Annotated in this window: 14 protein-coding genes; 11 read left to right on the top strand and 3 right to left on the bottom strand. The window is 36.4% G+C overall.

Annotation, left to right across the window (positions count from 1 at the left end):
* Positions 1 to 72: 72 nt before the first annotated feature.
* Together IP023_RS05415 and IP023_RS05410 are read left to right on the top strand one after the other, a co-directional pair.
* On the top strand, positions 73 to 3,141 hold the full coding sequence (locus tag IP023_RS05415) for a SusC/RagA family TonB-linked outer membrane protein (protein WP_241789246.1): 3,069 nt from the start codon (positions 73 to 75) through the stop codon (positions 3,139 to 3,141).
* Between the two features lie 19 nt (positions 3,142 to 3,160).
* Positions 3,161 to 4,882, top strand: coding sequence for a RagB/SusD family nutrient uptake outer membrane protein (locus IP023_RS05410; RefSeq protein WP_241789245.1), 1,722 nt, complete (start codon positions 3,161 to 3,163; stop codon positions 4,880 to 4,882).
* Positions 4,883 to 4,953: 71 nt separating this feature from the next.
* Here IP023_RS05410 and IP023_RS05405 read toward each other — a convergent pair whose 3' ends face one another.
* Together IP023_RS05405 and IP023_RS05400 are read right to left on the bottom strand one after the other, a co-directional pair.
* Positions 4,954 to 5,424, bottom strand: coding sequence for a nucleoside triphosphate pyrophosphohydrolase family protein (locus tag IP023_RS05405; protein WP_241789244.1), 471 nt, complete (start codon positions 5,422 to 5,424; stop codon positions 4,954 to 4,956).
* A 100-nt stretch (positions 5,425 to 5,524) separates the two neighbouring features.
* The gene (locus IP023_RS05400; protein ID WP_241789243.1) at positions 5,525 to 7,288 is read right to left on the bottom strand and encodes a pseudouridine synthase; all 1,764 of its coding nucleotides are present in this window, start codon (positions 7,286 to 7,288) and stop codon (positions 5,525 to 5,527) included.
* Between the two features lie 319 nt (positions 7,289 to 7,607).
* Between IP023_RS05400 and IP023_RS05395 the strand changes: the two genes are divergently transcribed.
* The 6 genes from IP023_RS05395 (at position 7,608) to IP023_RS05370 (ending at position 14,252) form a co-directional block, all read left to right on the top strand.
* The gene (locus tag IP023_RS05395; protein WP_241789242.1) at positions 7,608 to 8,279 is read left to right on the top strand and encodes a lytic transglycosylase domain-containing protein; all 672 of its coding nucleotides are present in this window, start codon (positions 7,608 to 7,610) and stop codon (positions 8,277 to 8,279) included.
* 170 nt (positions 8,280 to 8,449) lie between these two features.
* The gene (gene ccoN, locus IP023_RS05390; protein ID WP_241789241.1) at positions 8,450 to 10,594 is read left to right on the top strand and encodes a cytochrome-c oxidase, cbb3-type subunit I; all 2,145 of its coding nucleotides are present in this window, start codon (positions 8,450 to 8,452) and stop codon (positions 10,592 to 10,594) included.
* Between the two features lie 221 nt (positions 10,595 to 10,815).
* Positions 10,816 to 11,703 carry a cbb3-type cytochrome c oxidase N-terminal domain-containing protein gene (locus IP023_RS05385; protein WP_241789240.1) on the top strand — a complete coding sequence of 296 codons (888 nt, stop codon included), beginning with the start codon at positions 10,816 to 10,818 and terminating at the stop codon, positions 11,701 to 11,703.
* Positions 11,704 to 11,730: 27 nt separating this feature from the next.
* Positions 11,731 to 13,119: a cytochrome c oxidase accessory protein CcoG gene (ccoG, locus tag IP023_RS05380; protein WP_241789239.1), complete on the top strand. Its 1,389-nt coding sequence runs from the start codon at positions 11,731 to 11,733 to the stop codon at positions 13,117 to 13,119.
* An 11-nt stretch (positions 13,120 to 13,130) separates the two neighbouring features.
* Positions 13,131 to 13,556, top strand: a complete 426-nt coding sequence (locus IP023_RS05375; RefSeq protein WP_241789238.1) for a FixH family protein — start codon at positions 13,131 to 13,133, stop codon at positions 13,554 to 13,556.
* Positions 13,557 to 13,559: 3 nt separating this feature from the next.
* Complete coding sequence (locus tag IP023_RS05370; RefSeq protein ID WP_241789237.1) at positions 13,560 to 14,252, top strand: sulfite exporter TauE/SafE family protein; 693 nt, start codon at positions 13,560 to 13,562, stop codon at positions 14,250 to 14,252.
* A gap of 3 nt (positions 14,253 to 14,255) precedes the next feature.
* On the opposite strand, the gene IP023_RS05365 is transcribed toward IP023_RS05370, so the two are convergent.
* Positions 14,256 to 15,620 (bottom strand): MATE family efflux transporter, encoded by a 1,365-nt coding sequence (locus tag IP023_RS05365; protein ID WP_241789236.1) that lies wholly within the window; start codon positions 15,618 to 15,620, stop codon positions 14,256 to 14,258.
* A 137-nt stretch (positions 15,621 to 15,757) separates the two neighbouring features.
* Here IP023_RS05365 and IP023_RS15885 point away from each other — a divergent pair, with 137 nt between their 5' ends.
* The 3 genes from IP023_RS15885 to IP023_RS05350 all read left to right on the top strand — a co-directional run bounded on the left by IP023_RS15885 (position 15,758) and on the right by IP023_RS05350 (position 19,089).
* Positions 15,758 to 16,270 carry a Sec-independent protein translocase subunit TatA/TatB gene (locus IP023_RS15885; protein ID WP_317224533.1) on the top strand — a complete coding sequence of 171 codons (513 nt, stop codon included), beginning with the start codon at positions 15,758 to 15,760 and terminating at the stop codon, positions 16,268 to 16,270.
* A 73-nt stretch (positions 16,271 to 16,343) separates the two neighbouring features.
* Complete coding sequence (locus tag IP023_RS05355; RefSeq protein ID WP_241789235.1) at positions 16,344 to 18,575, top strand: Tex family protein; 2,232 nt, start codon at positions 16,344 to 16,346, stop codon at positions 18,573 to 18,575.
* 229 nt (positions 18,576 to 18,804) lie between these two features.
* Positions 18,805 to 19,089, top strand: coding sequence for a hypothetical protein (locus tag IP023_RS05350; protein ID WP_241789234.1), 285 nt, complete (start codon positions 18,805 to 18,807; stop codon positions 19,087 to 19,089).
* The last annotated feature ends 2 nt before the right edge of the window (positions 19,090 to 19,091 follow it).

The following is a 19,091-nucleotide window of genomic DNA, read 5'->3' as shown; positions in this document are numbered from 1 at the left end:
TTTTTTAAAGTAATATTACGGCGATGTAGCTGTAATCAACTAAAGGCTAAATCGCTTAAAACTAAATTACATATGATAAAAAGAGATACCAAGGCCTATACTTTGGGCAAAACCTCTCCTTTAGCAATAGCCCTTCTATTAGGTCTGGTTGCTCCTAATTTTTCTTATGCCTATGAGAATATGGCTAGGGAAGTTAATGTCTTAAATCAAAATTTAATTTCAGGAAATGTTATTGGTTCCGATGGCCCTATTGGTGGAGTTACGATTACCGTAAAAGAAAATCCTTCAATTTCGAGCTCTACAGATTCGAAAGGCGCCTTCTCAATTAAAGCAGCCAATGGTCAAACGCTTGTTTTTAGTATTGTCGGTTATGATAAATTAGAAAAAGTTGTTTCTTCGTCGGTAATGAATGTAACATTGACTGAATCGAATGAGGCATTAGAGGAAGTTGTTGTTGTTGGTTATGGTATTCAACAGAAAAAAGAAAGTTTAACAGGTGCTGTGCAGTCTGTAAGTGGTTCTAAACTGCGCGATGTCACTACACCATCCGTTGAGAACATGCTTAATGGTAAAGCCGCTGGTGTGTATGTATCACCCGGAGCAGGCAGACCGGGCTCTAAAGGTGGGGTAGTAATCCGTGGACAAGCTTCTATTAATGGTACAACCAATCCATTATGGGTAATTGATGGTGTAATTGTAGGCTCTAATCCAGGGGAGATCAATCCAGATGATATCGAAAATCTAACGGTATTGAAAGATGCAGCATCTACATCCATATATGGTTCCCAAGGAGCTAATGGTGTAGTAGTGGTTACTACAAAGCGCCCTTCTGCAAGAGCTATGACTTTGAATTTTTCGACACGAATGGGTTTCAATAGTCTTAATAATGGAAATCTAGAAGTGATGAATGGCGCGGAGTTGTATGATTACTATGCATCTTTTGCAAATGCTAATGAAATTAAGTTTTCACGTTGGAATACGGATTTAAGAGATAGTAATTTTGATTGGTGGAAATTAGCTACAAAGACAGGTTTTGTACAAAATCATAATGTTTCCTTACAAGGAGGGACAGAAAAACTACAATCTTTCATGTCTTTGGGTTATTATGATGAAGTTGGAGCGGTTAAAGGTTACAATTATGATCGTTATAATTTCCGCTTGAATACAGTATACAAGCCATTTGAATGGTTGACCGTAAAGCCGATGATTTATGGTTCACGTAGAGCTGTTGATGATAGACAATATTCGACTACAGCGATGTATTCTAATTTGCCTTGGGATAGCCCGTATAATGAAGATGGTAGTTTAGTACCTCACCGTTATAGTGGATGGGTCAATGCTCAAAATACCAATTACCTGTATGACTTGCAATGGGATCATAGTGAAAACTTTAACTATGAATTCAGTGGTAATATGGATTTTGATATTCGATTGACTGATTGGTTAACTTTTTCTTCTGTCAATAGTTATAGATATAATACATATACAGCTAGTGGTTATACTGATCCTCGATCAAATGGAGGTATTAGTGTGGAGGGAAGATTGAGTGATTATCGTTCGGAATATTCTCGTCGTTATACCAACCAAATCTTACGATTTAAGAAAAACTGGGGCAAGCATGCTGTAAATGGTATTGTAGCTTATGAATTTAATGACTATTGGAACAAAACTTTAGATGTATATGGAACAGGTTTTATTCCTGGATTTGAGGTATTAGATGTAGTAGCGTTGCCAGAGCGTACTAAAGGTGGAATTAGCGAATGGGCTACACAGTCTTATTTATCAAATGCCGAATACTCATACGATGAGAAGTATTTAGTTCAAGGATCTTTCCGTCGCGATGAAGCTTCAAATTTTGGTAAGAAATCCGGTAGTTTCTATTCTTTCAGTGGAGGATGGAATATTTTCAAAGAAGATTGGTTTCAATTTGATTGGGTAAATAATCTGAAGTTAAGAGCTTCATATGGTACAGTGGGTAATAGACCAAGTGCTTTATATCCACAATTTGATTTGTATTCTGTTTCCACAGCGGCGAGTTACAATACCTCTCCAGGCGCATTGATAAGTCAGATCGGTAATCAAAATTTAACTTGGGAACAAACAGCAACTTCAGATATCGGTTTAGATGCTGCATTCTTAAATAATCGCCTTCGTGTTAATTTTGATTATTATAATAAAAATACTAAAAATATTCTCTTCCAAGTTCCTATTTCTGGCTTAACGGGTGTGACATCTGTTTGGAAAAATATTGGAAAAATGAATAACAAAGGTATTGAGCTTACTTTGGGGGCTGATGTTGTTAGAAATCAAGACTGGTTGTGGAGTGTAGATATAAATCTGGGTCACAATGTTAATAAATTGACAGATATATACAAAACTAAGCAAGCTGATGGTTCTTATGTGTCACGTCCTGTGATTGTTGGCGATGCATTAGGAATTGCGGGTTCTGCAAATCGTATTTTACAAGTTGGTTTGCCAGTAGATACATACTATCTTCCAGAGTGGGCAGGTGTCAATGTAGACACAGGTGCTCCAATGTGGTACAAGGTAACAAGAGATGCAGCAGGTAATGAAACAGCGCGTGAAACCACATCGAATTATGCGCAAGCAACTCAAGAGAAAATGGGTAAAGCTTCGGCTGATTTATTTGGTGGAATCAATACTAGTTTGAGTTACAAGAAATTCGACCTTTCTGCTATGTTTGGTTACTCAATAGGGGGGCAAATTTATAATTATGCACGTCAAGAATATGATTCTGATGGTACCTATACCGATAGAAATCAAATGAAATTGCAAGATGGTTGGTCAAGATGGGAAAAACCGGGTGACATAGCAACACATCCTATTGCTAAATATAATAATCAAGATAAAGGAAATTCTGCTTCTTCCCGATATATTGAGAATAGCGACTTCTTGAGATTACGTTCATTGACTTTTGGTTATACTTTTGACCTGACGAAGTATAAAGTTAAAAATCTACGTTTATTCTTTTCTGGTGAAAACTTGTTTATATGGACAAACTATTCTGGTGTAGATCCAGAAATTCCGGTAAGTGATGGAGGTGCTATTTTGAACTCTACAGGTCCTGGTGTTTATCCAGCTGTACGTAAGTATGTATTTGGTCTTAATGTTTCATTTTAATACGTAGCGAGATAATTTTATGAAAAAGATATTGTTTATTCTTTTAGCTTCGGCTTCATTTACAGCATGTAAAGTAGACCGAACACCATATGGGTCTTTGGAATCTGAGTCGATTACTTCCAACCCAGAGGCGTCTTTAGATGCTTTATTGAATGGTACATATGCACAATTAAAATCATGGTCTGACCCTATGCATAGAGCAGGGGAGTATGCTGGTGATAATATGATGATTCGTGGTTCTTCTACGGATGCCTTTTACGAGTTTATTTCTTATGCGCGTACTCCAAATAACTATAGATTAACCCAGTTTTGGGATTCTGGATACAAATTGATAGCACAAGCTTCGAATATTATTAAATTAATTGAAGAAGGTAAGAGCCCTGAGATTGATAGTAAATTAGGTGAATGTTATTACTTAAGAGGAATGATGTATTTCTACTTGGTAAGAGCATATGGTAAACCGTATTACCAATCCCCTGAAACGAATCTTGGCGTACCAATTGTTAATGGTACACCTGATGATGTTGTAAATAACTTAAATCTTCCTGATCGTTCTACAGTGAAAGAAACGTATGAGCAGGTTTTAAGTGATTTAAAGAAAGCAGAAGAATTAATTACTACAGATAAAGGTTCTGCGATATTCGCTTCAAGAGAGGCAGCTCAAGCGATGTTGTCTCGAGTTTATTTGTACATGAGTGGTACATATGCTAATCCAATTGCTGAATATGCACAGCTTTCTGTTGATTATGCTGATAAAGTGATTCAGTCGGGAAAATATAGCTTATTATCTCGTGATCAGTTTATGAAGTACAATACCTTTACACCAGAGAATAACAATGAGACAATTTTTGCTATCAAGCGTGTTGCCTCTGAGTTTTCAGGCTATGATCATTATTATGGCGTAGGAGGTATGTACGGTGTAATTGGCGGCATGGGTTGGGGAGAAATGTATGCCAGCGCAAAATATATCGACTTGCTTAATGAAACAGGCCGTAATGACTGGAGACCAGAAAGCTATAAGATGGTAGATGCACGTGCTGCATTTATTGAGCCTACCTATAGAAAGAATGAAAAAGATGGTAGTTATACTGAAGTTTTCCGTTTTGTAAAAGAAGATGGGGTAGATGTATTGAACTATGTTCAAGATACGATTATTCGTTCTGGTACAACGATTCTTGCAAAAGAAGGGGCGACAACATATCCGCTAGTTCCCGTAGATGCGAGTCAAGGGATTTATACCATCAATTATAAAGATGGTAAAACTTATAAAGGTGTGATTGATAATTTTATTTCCTTAAATAGAGTTTACCCACAATTTTATATTACTAAGGCTTCACGTGAAGGTGAAGATTCTCATTTACATTCTCCGGTTATTAGCCGTTTAGGAGAAGTTTATTTAAATAGAGCAGAGGCTTATGCTAAACTGCGTAATTACAATGCTGCATTGTCTGATTTAAATATCATTCGTACACGTTCTATTGTAAATGGTGCTTATTCAACATTAGACGCGAGTAATGCAGGTAAGCTTATTGATAAGGAAAGACAATTGGAATTGGCTTATCAAGCAGAACGTAGTTATGATGTATTTAGAAATGGAGAACCGTTGACAAGGAGATACCCAGGTCCTCACAAACAATTTGAGGATATTCAACCTACTGATTTTAGAGTAATTTATTACATTCCGCAGAGTGCGATAAATTCTTATCCTGGTACGTTGACACAAAATCCAACAGGTAACTAATTACATAGTAATTTTTAAAATAAAAAAGCCAGATCCTTAGGGGTCTGGCTTTTTTATGCTATATTATTTTATTAACCCTCTACAATAGATTTCAGATCTGCTGGAGAATAGTTAATAGATTTTAATGTTTTGTGGTCGCCTTCACGAAATACTAAGTATAAACCATCTACTTCTTTATAGTACGAATCAACACCTTTTTCCTCTTTGTAGTATTTCATCGTAGCTTCAGCTTCTTCGATAGATTTACAAGCCTTACTCATGTTTGAGCGTTGTACCTCCTCAAATAAAGCATTGAATTTGTCTTTTAATCCAAATTCTAAAACTGCACCTGACAAGACATATTGGATATCACATAGTGCATCTGCAATCTCTACAATATCTTTCGCTTGAATAGCTTCCTCTAACTCTTTTAACTCCTCCGCAATCAATGAAACACGTAAGTTGCATCTATTTTCTGCAGGAATTTGTGGTGTATCTAATATTGGGTGCTGAAAAGTTTTGTGAAATTCAGCTACTGATGTTAATGTTTTTGGGTCCGTCATAATTATTTACTTATACGCTATAAAAATACAAATCTTAATGATAAAATCATCAAAGCTATATAAAACTAAAGTCTCGATATTTTCGAGACTTTAGCAAGTATTATTTAATCAAATGTTTTAGTTGTATTAACTCTTTTTCTTCTAAATATCTCCATCGGCCACGAGGAAGATCTTTTTTCGTTAAGTTAGCGTATACTACACGATCTAATTTTACGACTTCATAACCCAATGATTCGAAAATACGACGTACAATACGGTTCTTTCCAGAGTGAATTTGAATGCCTACTTCACGCTTTGATGCTCCAGATACATAACTAATATCATCTGGCTTAATTAAACCATCTTCTAATTCCAATCCAAATTGAATTTTATTGAAGTCACCTTGTGCTAAGTTTTTATTCAATTCTACTTGGTACATTTTAGTAATACCATTTTTTGGATGGGATAGTTTGTCTGCCAAATTACCATCATTTGTTAATAGTAGTAATCCAGTAGTATTTCTATCTAATCTTCCTACAGGATAGATACGCTCTTTTGTAGCTTTAGCGACCAATTGCATCACCGTACGTCTCTCTTGAGGATCATCCGTAGTCGTGATGTAATCTTTTGGTTTATTTAATAAAATATAAACCATTTTCTCACGCTTAAGACGTTCGTTATTGTAACGAATATCATCTTTTGCAGGATCTACACGTGTGCCTAATTCTGTAACAGCTTCGCCATTTACAGTAACTACACCTGCACCGATAAGTTCATCCGCTTTTCTACGTGAACACACTCCAGCATTAGAGATATATCTATTCAGACGGATTAATCCATCGTCCTCTACTTGTTTATTTGCAGGCTTATTAGCAGGTCTGAATTTTCTGTTTGCAGAATATTTAAAGTCATTGTTTTCACGTTGCTCTTGGTATTCTGGTGTTGCTGTAGATCTTCTTTCGCCTTTGAAATTGCTGTCTGATTTAAAGTCGCTTCCTCTTGATCTGTCAAATGATCTTCTTTCACCATTTCCTTCTTTCGAGAAGTTTGATGATCTGTCGAATGATCTTCTTTCACCAGATCCCTCTTTCGAGAAGCTAGATGATCTGTTGAATGGTTTTCTTTCACCAGATCCTTCTTTCGAGAAGTTTGATGATCTGTCAAATGATCTTCTTTCACCATTTCCTTCTTTCGAAAAGTTTGATGATCTGTCGAATGATCTTCTTTCGCCAGTTCCTTCTTTTGAGAAGTTTGATGATTTGTTAAATGGTCTTCTTTCACCAGATCCTTCTTTCGAGAAGTTTGATGATCTGTCGAATGATCTTCTTTCACCATTTCCTTCTTTCGAGAAGTTTGATGATTTGTTGAATGGTCTTCTTTCACCAGATCCTTCTTTCGAGAAGTTTGATGATTTGTTGAATGGTCTTCTTTCACCAGATCCTTCTTTTGAGAAGTTGGATGATCTGTCGAATGATCTTCTTTCACCAGATCCTTCTTTCGAGAAGTTGGATGATCTGTCGAATGATCTTCTTTCACCAGATCCTTCTTTTGAGAAGTTTGATGATTTGTTGAATGGTCTTCTTTCACCAGATCCTTCTTTTGAGAAGTTGGATGATCTGTCGAATGATCTTTTTTCACCAGATCCTTCTTTCGAGAAGTTTGATGTTTTATTGAATGGTCTTCTTTCTCCACTTCCTTCTTTTGAGAAAGGAGATTTACCAAATGTCTTTTTGTCGTCTTTGCCAAAAGAAGATTTTCCAAATGAATCTCCTCTGCTACTAGTAGATTTTCTACCAGAACCACCTTTTGAATTGAAGCTTTCTGAGTTACTTCTTGGTCTTTTGGACTTGTCGTCACGACTGTTCCTTTGATTATTGAATGGCATGTTTTTGTATAAAAATTGAGGTACAAAGTTACACAAAAAACTTGTTTATTTATTTTTTTTTTCATGTGGTAAATCATAGCTAGTTGCTGTTTAAACATCGATTATGACATAGACCTGAAAAATCATGAATTGTAACTGTTTGTTTTTTAGTCTTATAGTTTATACATTTGCGTCCTCAGAAATGGACCAAGTTATTTTTTGATCGATAGTTATCGTGGATAGAATAACATTAAGGAAATGAATGGTTAGAAAAAGAGTATTATGTATTAGCGCAATTTTTTCGATAATAGTTTTATCGAAGTTGTATTCAAACACAAAAGTGGATTCGTTCGATGATCCATATAAGAAAATGATAATTGAACATGCCGAACGGATGAAGAGAGATCGCACGTCTGGTATCGTAAGAGAAGAGAAATTGAACTCTTTGAGTTTTGCTGATGAACTTGTACCTACAGAAAGGAAGTCAGTGAAACAAAAATTAGGAAAATATTTAACAATATTTTCTTTTAAAAAGCAGCAATCCTTAAAGATGCATGAAAAAGCAGATAAGTATCTGCCAAAAATATCTAAGATTTTGAAATCTTATGATATACCGGATGACTTTAAGTATATACCTCTTGTCGAAAGTGGCTTAAATCCTAAGGTAACTTCGCATAAAGGAGCAGGAGGATATTGGCAATTTATGCCGGCCACTGCTAGGTTATATGGCTTACGTGTCAATGGACAAGTTGATGAAAGATTAGATTTTGAAAAATCTACTCATGCCGCTGCCAAGTATCTAAAAAGTTTATATGCACAATTTGGGGACTGGACTTTAGTAGCTGCTGCTTATAATGTGGGTGGCGGAAGTTTACGAGGTTCTATAAAGCGTCAAGGTATAGACGATTATTATCGCTTACGTCTTAATGCAGAGACCGGTTCCTATGTTTATAAATTGATATCTGTAAAGGAGGTTATTGAAAATCCTAATCAATACGGATATAATATTTAAATTTATTTTTTTAGGATAAGGGGTTGGAAATTTTATTTCCAACCCCTTTTTAGTTAATAATCTTTCCAATAAAGAAAGTAGTGATTAACGTCATATTTATTCGAATTGTATGTCATTAGATTGTCATTAGCTTGTCTGTAGTTTTACAGTGAAAACAAATATGATGAACAATGCAATTAGAGCAATTTAATTATGACAACAAGATTGTGCGCGATTTCGGTATCGCCACAATTATATGGGGGATTGTCGGCATGTCAGTCGGCCTACTTGTAGCCTTGCAGCTAGTATGGCCAGAACTGAATTTTATGTCGCAGTACACTACATTTGGACGTGTTCGTCCGGTACATACTAATGCGGTAATCTTCGCATTTGTGGGTAACGCTATTTTTATGGGCGTTTATTATTCATTACAACGTGTTCTCAAAGCACGTATGTATAGTGATGTATTAGGGAAAATACATTTCTGGTGTTGGCAATTAGTAATTGTTGCTTCTGCAGTAACCTTATTATTGGGCTACACGACATCACATGAATATGCAGAGATGGAATTACCTATAGATATTGCTATTACGATAGTATGGGTAGTCTTTGGTATCAATATGTTTGGAACAATTATCAAACGTAGAGAGCGTCATATGTATGTCGCGGTATGGTTCTATATAGCGACATTTGTTACCGTAGCGGTATTGCATATTGTCAACTCTATCCAAGTACCTGTAGCATTCTGGAAAAGTTACTATGTATACGCTGGAGTTCAAGATGCATTAGTACAATGGTGGTATGGTCATAATGCTGTTGCTTTTTTCTTGACAACACCATTTTTGGGTATGATGTACTATTTTTTGCCTAAGATGGCCAATAGACCGATCTACTCTTATAAGTTAAGTATTCTACACTTTTGGTCACTGATCTTTATATATATATGGGCAGGACCTCACCACTTATTATATACTTCATTACCTTCTTGGGTACAATCCCTAGGAGTAGTATTCTCTATCATGTTGATCGCTCCATCTTGGGGTGGTATGATCAATGGGTTATTGACATTGCGTGGAGCTTGGGATAAAGTACGCTCTGAGCCCGTATTGAAATTTATGGTTGTCGCATTGACAGCTTACGGGATGGCTACGTTTGAAGGTCCTCTGCTTTCACTAAAACAAGTAAACGCTATCGCCCACTTTACAGACTGGATCGTAGCACATGTTCACGTAGGTGCATTAGGATGGAATGGGTTTATGACTTTTGCGGTTCTATATTGGTTGTTACCTCGCATTTATAGAACAGAACTGTATTCTAAGAAATTAGCTAACATCCACTTTTGGATAGGTACATTAGGTATTTTGTTCTATGCTATTCCAATGTATTGGGCTGCTGTAGTACAAGGGTTGATGTGGAAAGAGTTTACACCTGAAGGGGTGTTGAAATACCCGAATTTCTTAACGACTACATTGGAGATTATTCCTATGTATATGATGCGTGCCATCGGTGGAGCATTATATCTATTTGGTGTAATCTTGATGACCTACAACTTAGTTAAAACCATGAAAGCGGGTAAATTGCTAGCTAACGAACCTGCAGAAGCACCTGCTTTAGAACCTATAACTACTGTTGAGCGTTCTACGCACCGTAGATTAGAGCGTAAGCCTATTTTATTTATGGTATTAGCTTTGGTGGCTATCTTGATCGGTGGTATGGTAGAGATGATTCCTACGTTTACCATATCTAGTAATATTCCTAAGATAAAAAGTGTAAAGCCATATACCGCTTTGGAGTTGCAAGGACGTGATTTGTATATCCGTGAGGGCTGTGTGAATTGTCACTCTCAAACAATACGACCTTTCCGTTCGGAGACCGCAAGATATGGTGAATATAGTAAGGCTGGAGAATTTGTGTACGATAGACCGTTCTTATGGGGGTCTAAACGAACTGGCCCAGATTTGCAACGTATAGGAGGTAAATACCCTGACAAATGGCACTATGATCATATGTTGGATCCTACGATCACTTCGCCAGGAAGTATAATGCCAGCGTATCCGTGGATTATAGAACAAACATTAGACAATAGTACTTTAGTTGAAAAATTAAATGTAATGCGTCTTCTTGGTGTTCCTTATACGAATGAAGAAGTGAATAATGCATTAGCAGATTTAGAAAAGCAAGCAAATGGAATAGCTGAAAATCTAGCTGCTAGTAATGTAAAGGTGAGTGCTGATAAAGAGATTATAGCATTGATAGCCTATTTACAACGATTAGGTACAGATATTAAAGCAAGCGCTAAAGCAGATGATGCTGCTAAAGTAGACCAAGCGTACTAAACATTAATTATAACGTTAAAGACTATGTTTAAGCAAATAACAAACTTACAGGGTGATGAGATGTATTTAATTGCATCACTCTGGATTTTCATAGTATTCTTTGTTACAGTAGGCATAATGCTATTCTTTATGAAGAAGGACTTTGTAAACTATATGAAAGGAATTCCCTTAGATGATTCTGAAACGGAATTTAATGGTCAAACTGATGAAGATAAGAAATTATGATGACATTATTAATAGCAATAGAACCAGTAGTCGAAAGTACTTCGTGGTCTTTTGGAGGAGTCAATTTATACAATAATATCCTTATCATATCACTACTGGTAGTCATGTTGGTTCTTTTATTTTCTGCGTTAGTAGTAAATAAAGCACTGAAATCTATCCTTCGTATTACAATGCCAGATGCTATTTTGAAGGAAGAAGAAAATAAAATAAAACAGCATGAAGAGAGAAAATCGAAATGGAACAAAAGATGGTTGAATATAGCTGGATTGCGTCCCATAGAAGAGGAAAAAGACCTCATGATGGACCATAAGTTCGATGGTATTAGTGAGTTGGATAATCCGGTGCCTATGTGGTTCAATGCATTGTTTTATTCTACTATATTGTTTGGACTCTGTTATTTATTGATCTATCAAGTTTTTGGTTGGGGTTTGAATCAAGACCAAGAATATGTCGTAGAAATGGAAAAAGCCGAAATAGCGAAGAAAGAATATTTAGCGAAGCAAGCCAATCAAATTGATGAACATTCGGTTGTATTTAGTGCTGATTTTGTAGCTGCTGGAAAAACGTTATTCATGGCCAACTGTGTCGCATGTCATGGCGCTAACGGTGAAGGTGGTATAGGTCCAAATTTGGCAGATAGATTTTGGATACACGGAGGTGAAGTCAAGGATATATTTAAGACCATAAAATATGGTGTTCCTGAGAAAGGAATGGTACCATGGGAGCAAACCCTAACACCGGGACAAATTGCTGAAGTAACGAGTTATGTGGTCAGCTTGCGTGATACCAAGCCTGCAAATCCAAAAGCACCTGAAGGTGTTGAAGTAGCAGCTTATGAATCGGAGTCAGCAAGTGTTGAAGCTGATTCTACAGTTGTAAATTAATCTTATTTATACATTATACAAATAGTAATGGAAACAGATGTCAATAGTATCGATCGTGTATTGCCTTCAAAAGGTAAAAAACGTGAATGGGTATATGCTAAAAAACCTTCTGGCAATTTTTATAATTTGCGCCAGTGGGTAGGCTACGGTTTATTGCTGTTTCTATTTGGAGCCCCCTTTCTTAAGATTGGGGGTAATCCTTTCTTAATGTTTAATATCATAGAACGTAAGTTTTCTATATTTGGTAATATATTCTTTCCGCAAGATCTTCATATTTTCGTCTTTGGGATGTTGATTATTCTAGTCGGTATAGTTTTATTTACTGCTATATTTGGGCGTGTGTGGTGTGGATGGACTTGTCCACAGACTATATTTATGGAATTGGTGTTTCGTAGAATAGAATATTGGATAGAAGGAGATTGGACACAGCAAAAGAAACTTAATAGTGGGCCTAATACAGATTCTCGTGCTATTAAGAAGCTATTGAAGCATACTATATTTTTAATCATATCCTTCTTTATAGCTAATATATTTTTGGCTTACATTATAGGTATAGATGAGCTCTTTAAGGTGATCTCTGACCCTATAGATCAACATACTACAGGCTTTATAGCTATTATTATCTTTACCCTTCTATTTTATTTTGTCTTTGCTTTTGTGCGTGAAATTGTATGTACTACGATATGCCCATATGGAAGATTTCAGGGGGTTCTACTGGATGATCAAAGCTTAACGGTAGCCTATAATGAGAAAAGAGGGGAGCCTAGAGGTAAGCAGCGTAAAGATGATGATACGCCAAAAGGGGATTGTATAGATTGTGGACTTTGTGTACATGTATGTCCTACAGGAATAGATATCAGAAATGGTATACAATTAGAATGTGTCAATTGTACAGCATGTGTAGACGCTTGTGATACCGTCATGGATAAAATTGGTAAGCCTAAGCGTTTGATTGGTTTTTATTCTTTAGGTCAAGTTGAAGGTAAAAAAGACTTCAAAAAAAGTAAAACTAGACACTATATATATGCTGTAGTATTAGTAATACTTACTGTAGGTTTTGTATTTATGATTTTTAATAGATCTCTTATTGGTGGCTCTTTATTGCGCGCAACAGGAAGTACCTATCAAATGAGAGATGATGGTACTGTCAGCAATCTATATAATTTAGAGCTTCTCAATAAAAGTGGTAAAGATATCAGCTTTGAAATAGAACCACAAAGTGATAATTTTAAAATTCAACTGGTTAATTCCATATCCAATTTAGAAAAGGATGGCGCTGCTAAGATGAGCTTTTTTATTATTGGTAACCCTAAAGATGTCAAGAAATATAAAACAGATATCAAAGTACTGATAAAGTCTGATAATAAAGTGATAGAAACATTGAAAACTACATTTATATCGCCTCCAGGGGCTTAAAAATATTGTTTATGAATTGGGGAACGAAAATAGTATTGGGTTTGGGTACATTTATGATTTTTATCGTATGTGCCGCCATATACATGGTATCTAATGATACAGATACGCTTGAAGAAGATGATTATTATGAAAAAGGATTGAGTTATGATGATGTATACGATCGTAAGCAAAATATGCAGGATGATGATGCCAAACCTACAATTCAAATATTGAATGATACGCTATCTATAGTATTCAAATCGCAACAGATAAAAGGAAACTTAAACCTTAAAAGACCTTCAGATGGCTCATTAGATAAAGTGATCCCACTTTTTACCAGTACCAATGTATATAAACTACCTGTGGCCACTTTGACGAAAGGCAATTGGGCCTTGGAGATCAATTGGGAGAGCAATAATAAAAAATACGTGGATAATCAGTCTATTTATATCAATTAGTATATGTCGTATCATTATTTAGCATTTTTTATGGGACTTTTTGGAAGTGTTCATTGTGCTGTAATGTGTGGACCTTTGGTTATTGCGCTACAGGGAGGACAACAGTTTTCTTGGATGCAAGTGTTCAATAAAGTATTGTATCAATTGGGTAGAATTTCTATGTACGCAGTATTGGGGGCTTTATTAGGGATATTGGGAAATGTAGCTTCTTTTCAAGGATGGCAGCAATCCTTTTCTATTATCACGGGCGTCTTATTAATTTTATTTGCCTTAATGTATTTTTTTGCTAAAAAATCAACGCTTTTAGTTCGATGGCAGACCAATGCTATACAGCCATTTGCGCGTGCCATGGGTAAATGGTTGTACAAACCTGGAGGATCTTTCGTTGCAGGGATATTGAATGGCATATTACCTTGCGGCATGGTTTATATGGCTTTAGCATCGGCTATGAATACAGATACGGTTTGGGGAGGAGCACAATTTATGATGCTCTTTGGCGTTGGAACCTTACCATTGATGATTATATTCTCCTTGGCAAGTAGTTATTCTATGAAAATAATAAAGGTAAAATTTACGACTATATTACCTTTATTATTCTTGATTATGGGGATATGGTTTATTCTTAGAGGTGCTAATCTCAATATTCCATATCTAAGCCCCTTTCTTCATCTGGATGGTGCTTTGAATTGTGCCTAGTTATTATAATACTTTTAATTTCATTTTTTGACGAATTACATATTTGTAACGGATATTGAGTAAAATAGACGAAGTAAACAAACCAAAAGTAAGACCGTACCAAATACCCGTAACTCCCCATGCTAAGGTAATTCCCATAAAATATCCTGCTGGAATACCAATGACCCAATAGGCAAAGAAGGTGAGAACAGTAGGGATATTTACATCTCCTATACCTCTTAAAATTCCTAAGCCTACCACTTGAGTTCCATCAAATAGTTGGAATAACCCTGCAATGATAATCAGCTGTGCGGCTAAGAAAACAACTTCTTGGTCTTTGGTAATCAAATAGGGTAGATATCCATTAAATATGGCAAATATTGTAGCGGTAAGGATCATCCCTACAATTACCAATTGATAGGAGATTTTGGCAAATTTTTGCAAACGAATTAAATTACCTTTACCATATGCTGTTCCTATTTTTATCGTGGAAGCTGAAGCAATACCACTAGCAGCCATATAAGTCATCGAGGCCAATGTTATAGCTACATTATGCGAAGCTTGTTCTAAAGCGCCTATTTTCCCCGCTAACAGCGAAGCTCCCGCAAAAGAGCTAATTTCAAATACATACTGAAAAGCGACTGGAGCGCCTATCTTTAGGATAGATTTGATGCGGTGCAACTGTACTGATGCCAATTTAAAGTGCTGAAGATAGCTTTTGAAATGTTTTGAGCGTAATACAAAGAACATCATTGCGAGCATCATTAAGATCCTATCTATTAATGTAGCAATACCAACACCACTAATACCCATTGGGGTAATCCCAAAATATCCTTTAACGAAGATGATGGCTAATACAATATTCAAGACATTTCCCCAGATTGTGATCTGCATCGCTTGTTTGGTAAATCCCAATCCTTCAGCAAATTGCTTAAAAGCATTGAAAACCATTAATGGAACGATAGATAATGCTAATATAAACAGATAAGGCTTGGCTTCTTTTACTACAGCAGGGTCCTGACCTGCATGTTCCATCCCATAATTAGAACCGTAGTAAACAAGGAAAAATAAAACAATACCCGTTACTAGATTTATCCAAAAACTATTAGATAATAGTTTAGCACATTCTTCTTTATTGTCCTTCCCATTTTCCTGTGCTATCAATGGTGTTAGTCCATATGCAATTCCTAATCCTAATACTAAGACGACCATAAAAACAGAGTGTGTTAATGAGGCTGCTGCTAAGGAAATTGTACCTATAAAATGTCCTACAATCATAGAATCTGCAGTATGTACTAATGTGTGACCTATTTGTGATATAATAATAGGACCTGCTAATACTAACGTGCTTAGGTAGAAAGATTTATTTTTTTTTAGATAACTAAACATAGAATTTTTTAGAATTGACAAAGGTACGAGTTTCATTATTAGAAAACTCTAATTTTAATGTGTCTAAATATTTACACAATACTGTTGCTGAAAAAAGATAATACACTTACCTTAGCTTAATTTAAAATATAATACAAATGGCTTTAGCATTTTTAAACATAGGTACACAAGAGATGATTTTAATAGTAATTGTCATATTACTATTATTTGGCGGAAAAAAATTACCAGAATTAGCACGAGGTCTTGGTCGTGGGATACGCGAGTTTAAAGATGCTTCAGATGGTATTAAACGTGAAATTTCCGATCAAATAAATTCTTTTGAAAAGAATCTTGATGTTACTGTAGAAGATAAAGCTCCAGTATATAATAGTAACGATACTACTGTTGAGCCAGTTTCGGTGGAGAATGTAGAGGAACAAATTGCAACGGCTACTGATGAGGCAGTACAAGAGAAAAAGTTCCCTAATTTTTCTGCTCCAGAAAATACATATCAACACAATCCTGGTGGACATCCTGCAGATGACTCGGAGTACTATAAATATGGTTATAATGATCATTTTGCAGACGAAACGGATAAAACAGTAGAAAATTCAGAAAATATAGAACCTGATGCTGCAACGGCTAAGCCATCAGATACTAAACAAGCTTAATATTATTTATTTATAAAAGGAAAAGCTGTTAGAGGTACCTCTAACAGCTTTTCTATTCGAAGACATTTTTTATATGCTACACGAAGTTATTATTGCCAATGAGTTGTCTATAACTCAAAAACAAGTCAGCACAACATTAGGTTTATTAGATGAGGGGGCAACTGTTCCTTTTATCTCACGTTATCGAAAAGAATTAACAGGTAGTTTGGATGAGGTGCAAATAACGTCGATTCGGGATCGTGCTCAACAATTGCGTGATTTAGATAAACGTAAAGATGCAGTCTTGAAATCTATCAACGATCAAGGTAAGTTAACAGCAGAATTGGAAGCTGCTATAAAAGCTGCAGAGACCATGTCGCTATTGGAAGATATATATCTGCCTTACAAACCTAAGCGTAAAACTAAAGCTTCGGTAGCGCGTGAAAAAGGGCTACAACCTTTAGCAGATTTTTTACTGGAGCAATCATCTAATGATATCGATACTAAGGCTATTGATTTTGTAAACGAAGAGTTGGGGGTAAAAACTTCTGAAGAAGCATTGGCTGGCGCACGTGACATAATAGCCGAAACGATTGCCGAAGATGCAGAGGTTCGAGCAACTGTACGTAAGGTTTTTGTAGATAAAGGAAAGTTCGTTTCGCGTGTGATTCCCGGTAAAGAAGAAGCAGCACAGAAGTATAAAGATTATTTTGAATGGTCTGAATCTTTAAATACAGCACCTTCACATCGTGTATTGGCGATGCGTCGTGGCGAAAAAGAAGAATTACTGTATTTAGATATTCAGGTTGAAGAAGAAGTGGTAATGCCTAAACTGGAAGCATTATATATTAAAGGAAATAATGAAGCCGCTAAACAAGTAGAATTGGCTCTTTTTGATGGCTATAAACGCTTGTTGAAGCCCTCCATGGAAACGGAAATCCGTGTGATGACGCGTCAGCGTGCTGATGAAGAAGCTATCAAAGTATTTGCTGATAATGTTCGTCAATTGTTATTAGCTGCTCCGCTAGGACAAAAGCGCCTTTTAGCATTGGACCCTGGATTCCGTACTGGCTGTAAGACTGTAGTATTAGATGCGCAGGGTAATTTATTGGAAAATACAGCTATATACCCACACAACGGTGCTGGTGGTTTAGCAGAAGCACAGCGTACCATAAAATATCTAGTTTCTAAATATGATGTGGAAGCAATTGCTATTGGTAATGGTACTGCAGGACGGGAGACCGAAGAGTTTGTGCGCAAATTAGCACTGAATAATGTTGTGATCGTAATGGTCAATGAAAGTGGGGCCTCGATCTATTCGGCTTCCGAAACGGCACGTGAAGAATTTCCTGATCATGATGTAACGGTACGTGGGGCTATTTCTATTGGACGTCGTCTGATGGATCCTTTGGCAGAGCTCGTAAAGATAGATCCTAAATCTATCGGGGTAGGACAATACCAACATGATGTGGATCAAAATAAACTGCAGGCATCATTGGATGATACTGTGATCTCTTGTGTGAATGCTGTCGGTGTAGAGTTGAATACGGCGTCAAAACAAATCTTATCGTACATATCTGGTTTAGGCCCTGCATTAGCACAGCAGATCGTCAATTACCGTAAGGAGAATGGGCCATTTAGTTCACGTCGTGAATTGAAAAAAGTACCGCGTCTTGGGGATAAGGCTTTTGAGCAAGCAGCAGGATTTTTACGTATTCGCAATGCTAAGCATCCTTTAGATGCTTCTGCAGTACACCCTGAGCGCTATGCTTTGGTGGAGCAGATGGCTAAAGATTTGGGGGTCAATGTGGCGGAATTAATTACAGATGAAAAACTACGTAAACAAATAGATCTTAAAAAATATATTTCTGACGAAGTAGGTTTACCTACATTGACAGATATCATAGCGGAGTTGGCAAAGCCAGGGTTGGATCCGCGTGAGCAATTCGAAGCTTTCTCGTTTACCGAGGGGGTTAATGCAGTAAGTGACCTTAAAGTAGGAATGAAATTGCCTGGGATCGTTACCAATATCACTAATTTTGGTGCTTTTGTAGATATCGGTGTCCACCAAGACGGTTTAGTACACTTGAGCCAATTGTCTAATAGTTTTGTTTCTGATCCGCATGAAGTAGTAAAGGTACAACAGCACGTAATGGTGACGGTAACTGAAGTGGATGAGAAGCGTAACCGTATAGCATTGACGATGAAGACGGATGAAAAGGCTGCACCACGCAAGCGCTCCGAAAAACGCGATGACCGCAATAGTACAATGCCTGAAACTGATATGGCAACTAAATTAGCCGCATTGGCAGGTAAGTTTAAATAGGAAATATAATGTATATAAGGTAAACGCTCGATAATAAAATGTCGAGCGTTTACCTTATAATGGTATTTGGTTTTAAATATAATGGCATTCGTTATAATTTTGATGGTTTATTGCCCATTATTCCTAAAGAGAAAAGGGATTATATACTGTTAAAATAACCTATAGTATTTTATTGTATCCGTTTATATTTTTTCATAGAAACAACCAACGTAATTCTGTATTTTTAAATATGAAAAACAATGACTTTCAAGCCACATTAAGCAATCATGCTCCTCCTGCTGGTATATCTATTCCTTTAGAAGCTTTATGGTGGGAAGCTAAAGGTAACTGGGAAAAGGCTCATCAGCTAGTCGATCATTTGGAAGATTACGATTCAGCACATATTCATGGTTATCTACATCGTGTAGAAGGTGATCTCTGGAATGCCCAGTATTGGTACAATCGAGCTAAGCAGGTAGTCTTTAAAGGAACCTTAAAAGAGGAGTGGCATTATTTAGTAGACAAATATTTATAAGC

Source organism: Sphingobacterium rhinopitheci, from assembly GCF_022627575.1.
Classification (GTDB): Bacteria; Bacteroidota; Bacteroidia; order Sphingobacteriales; family Sphingobacteriaceae; genus Sphingobacterium; species Sphingobacterium rhinopitheci.
The sequence above is the reverse complement of the archived record's forward strand: the minus strand, read 5'-3'. Positions and strand labels throughout refer to the sequence as shown.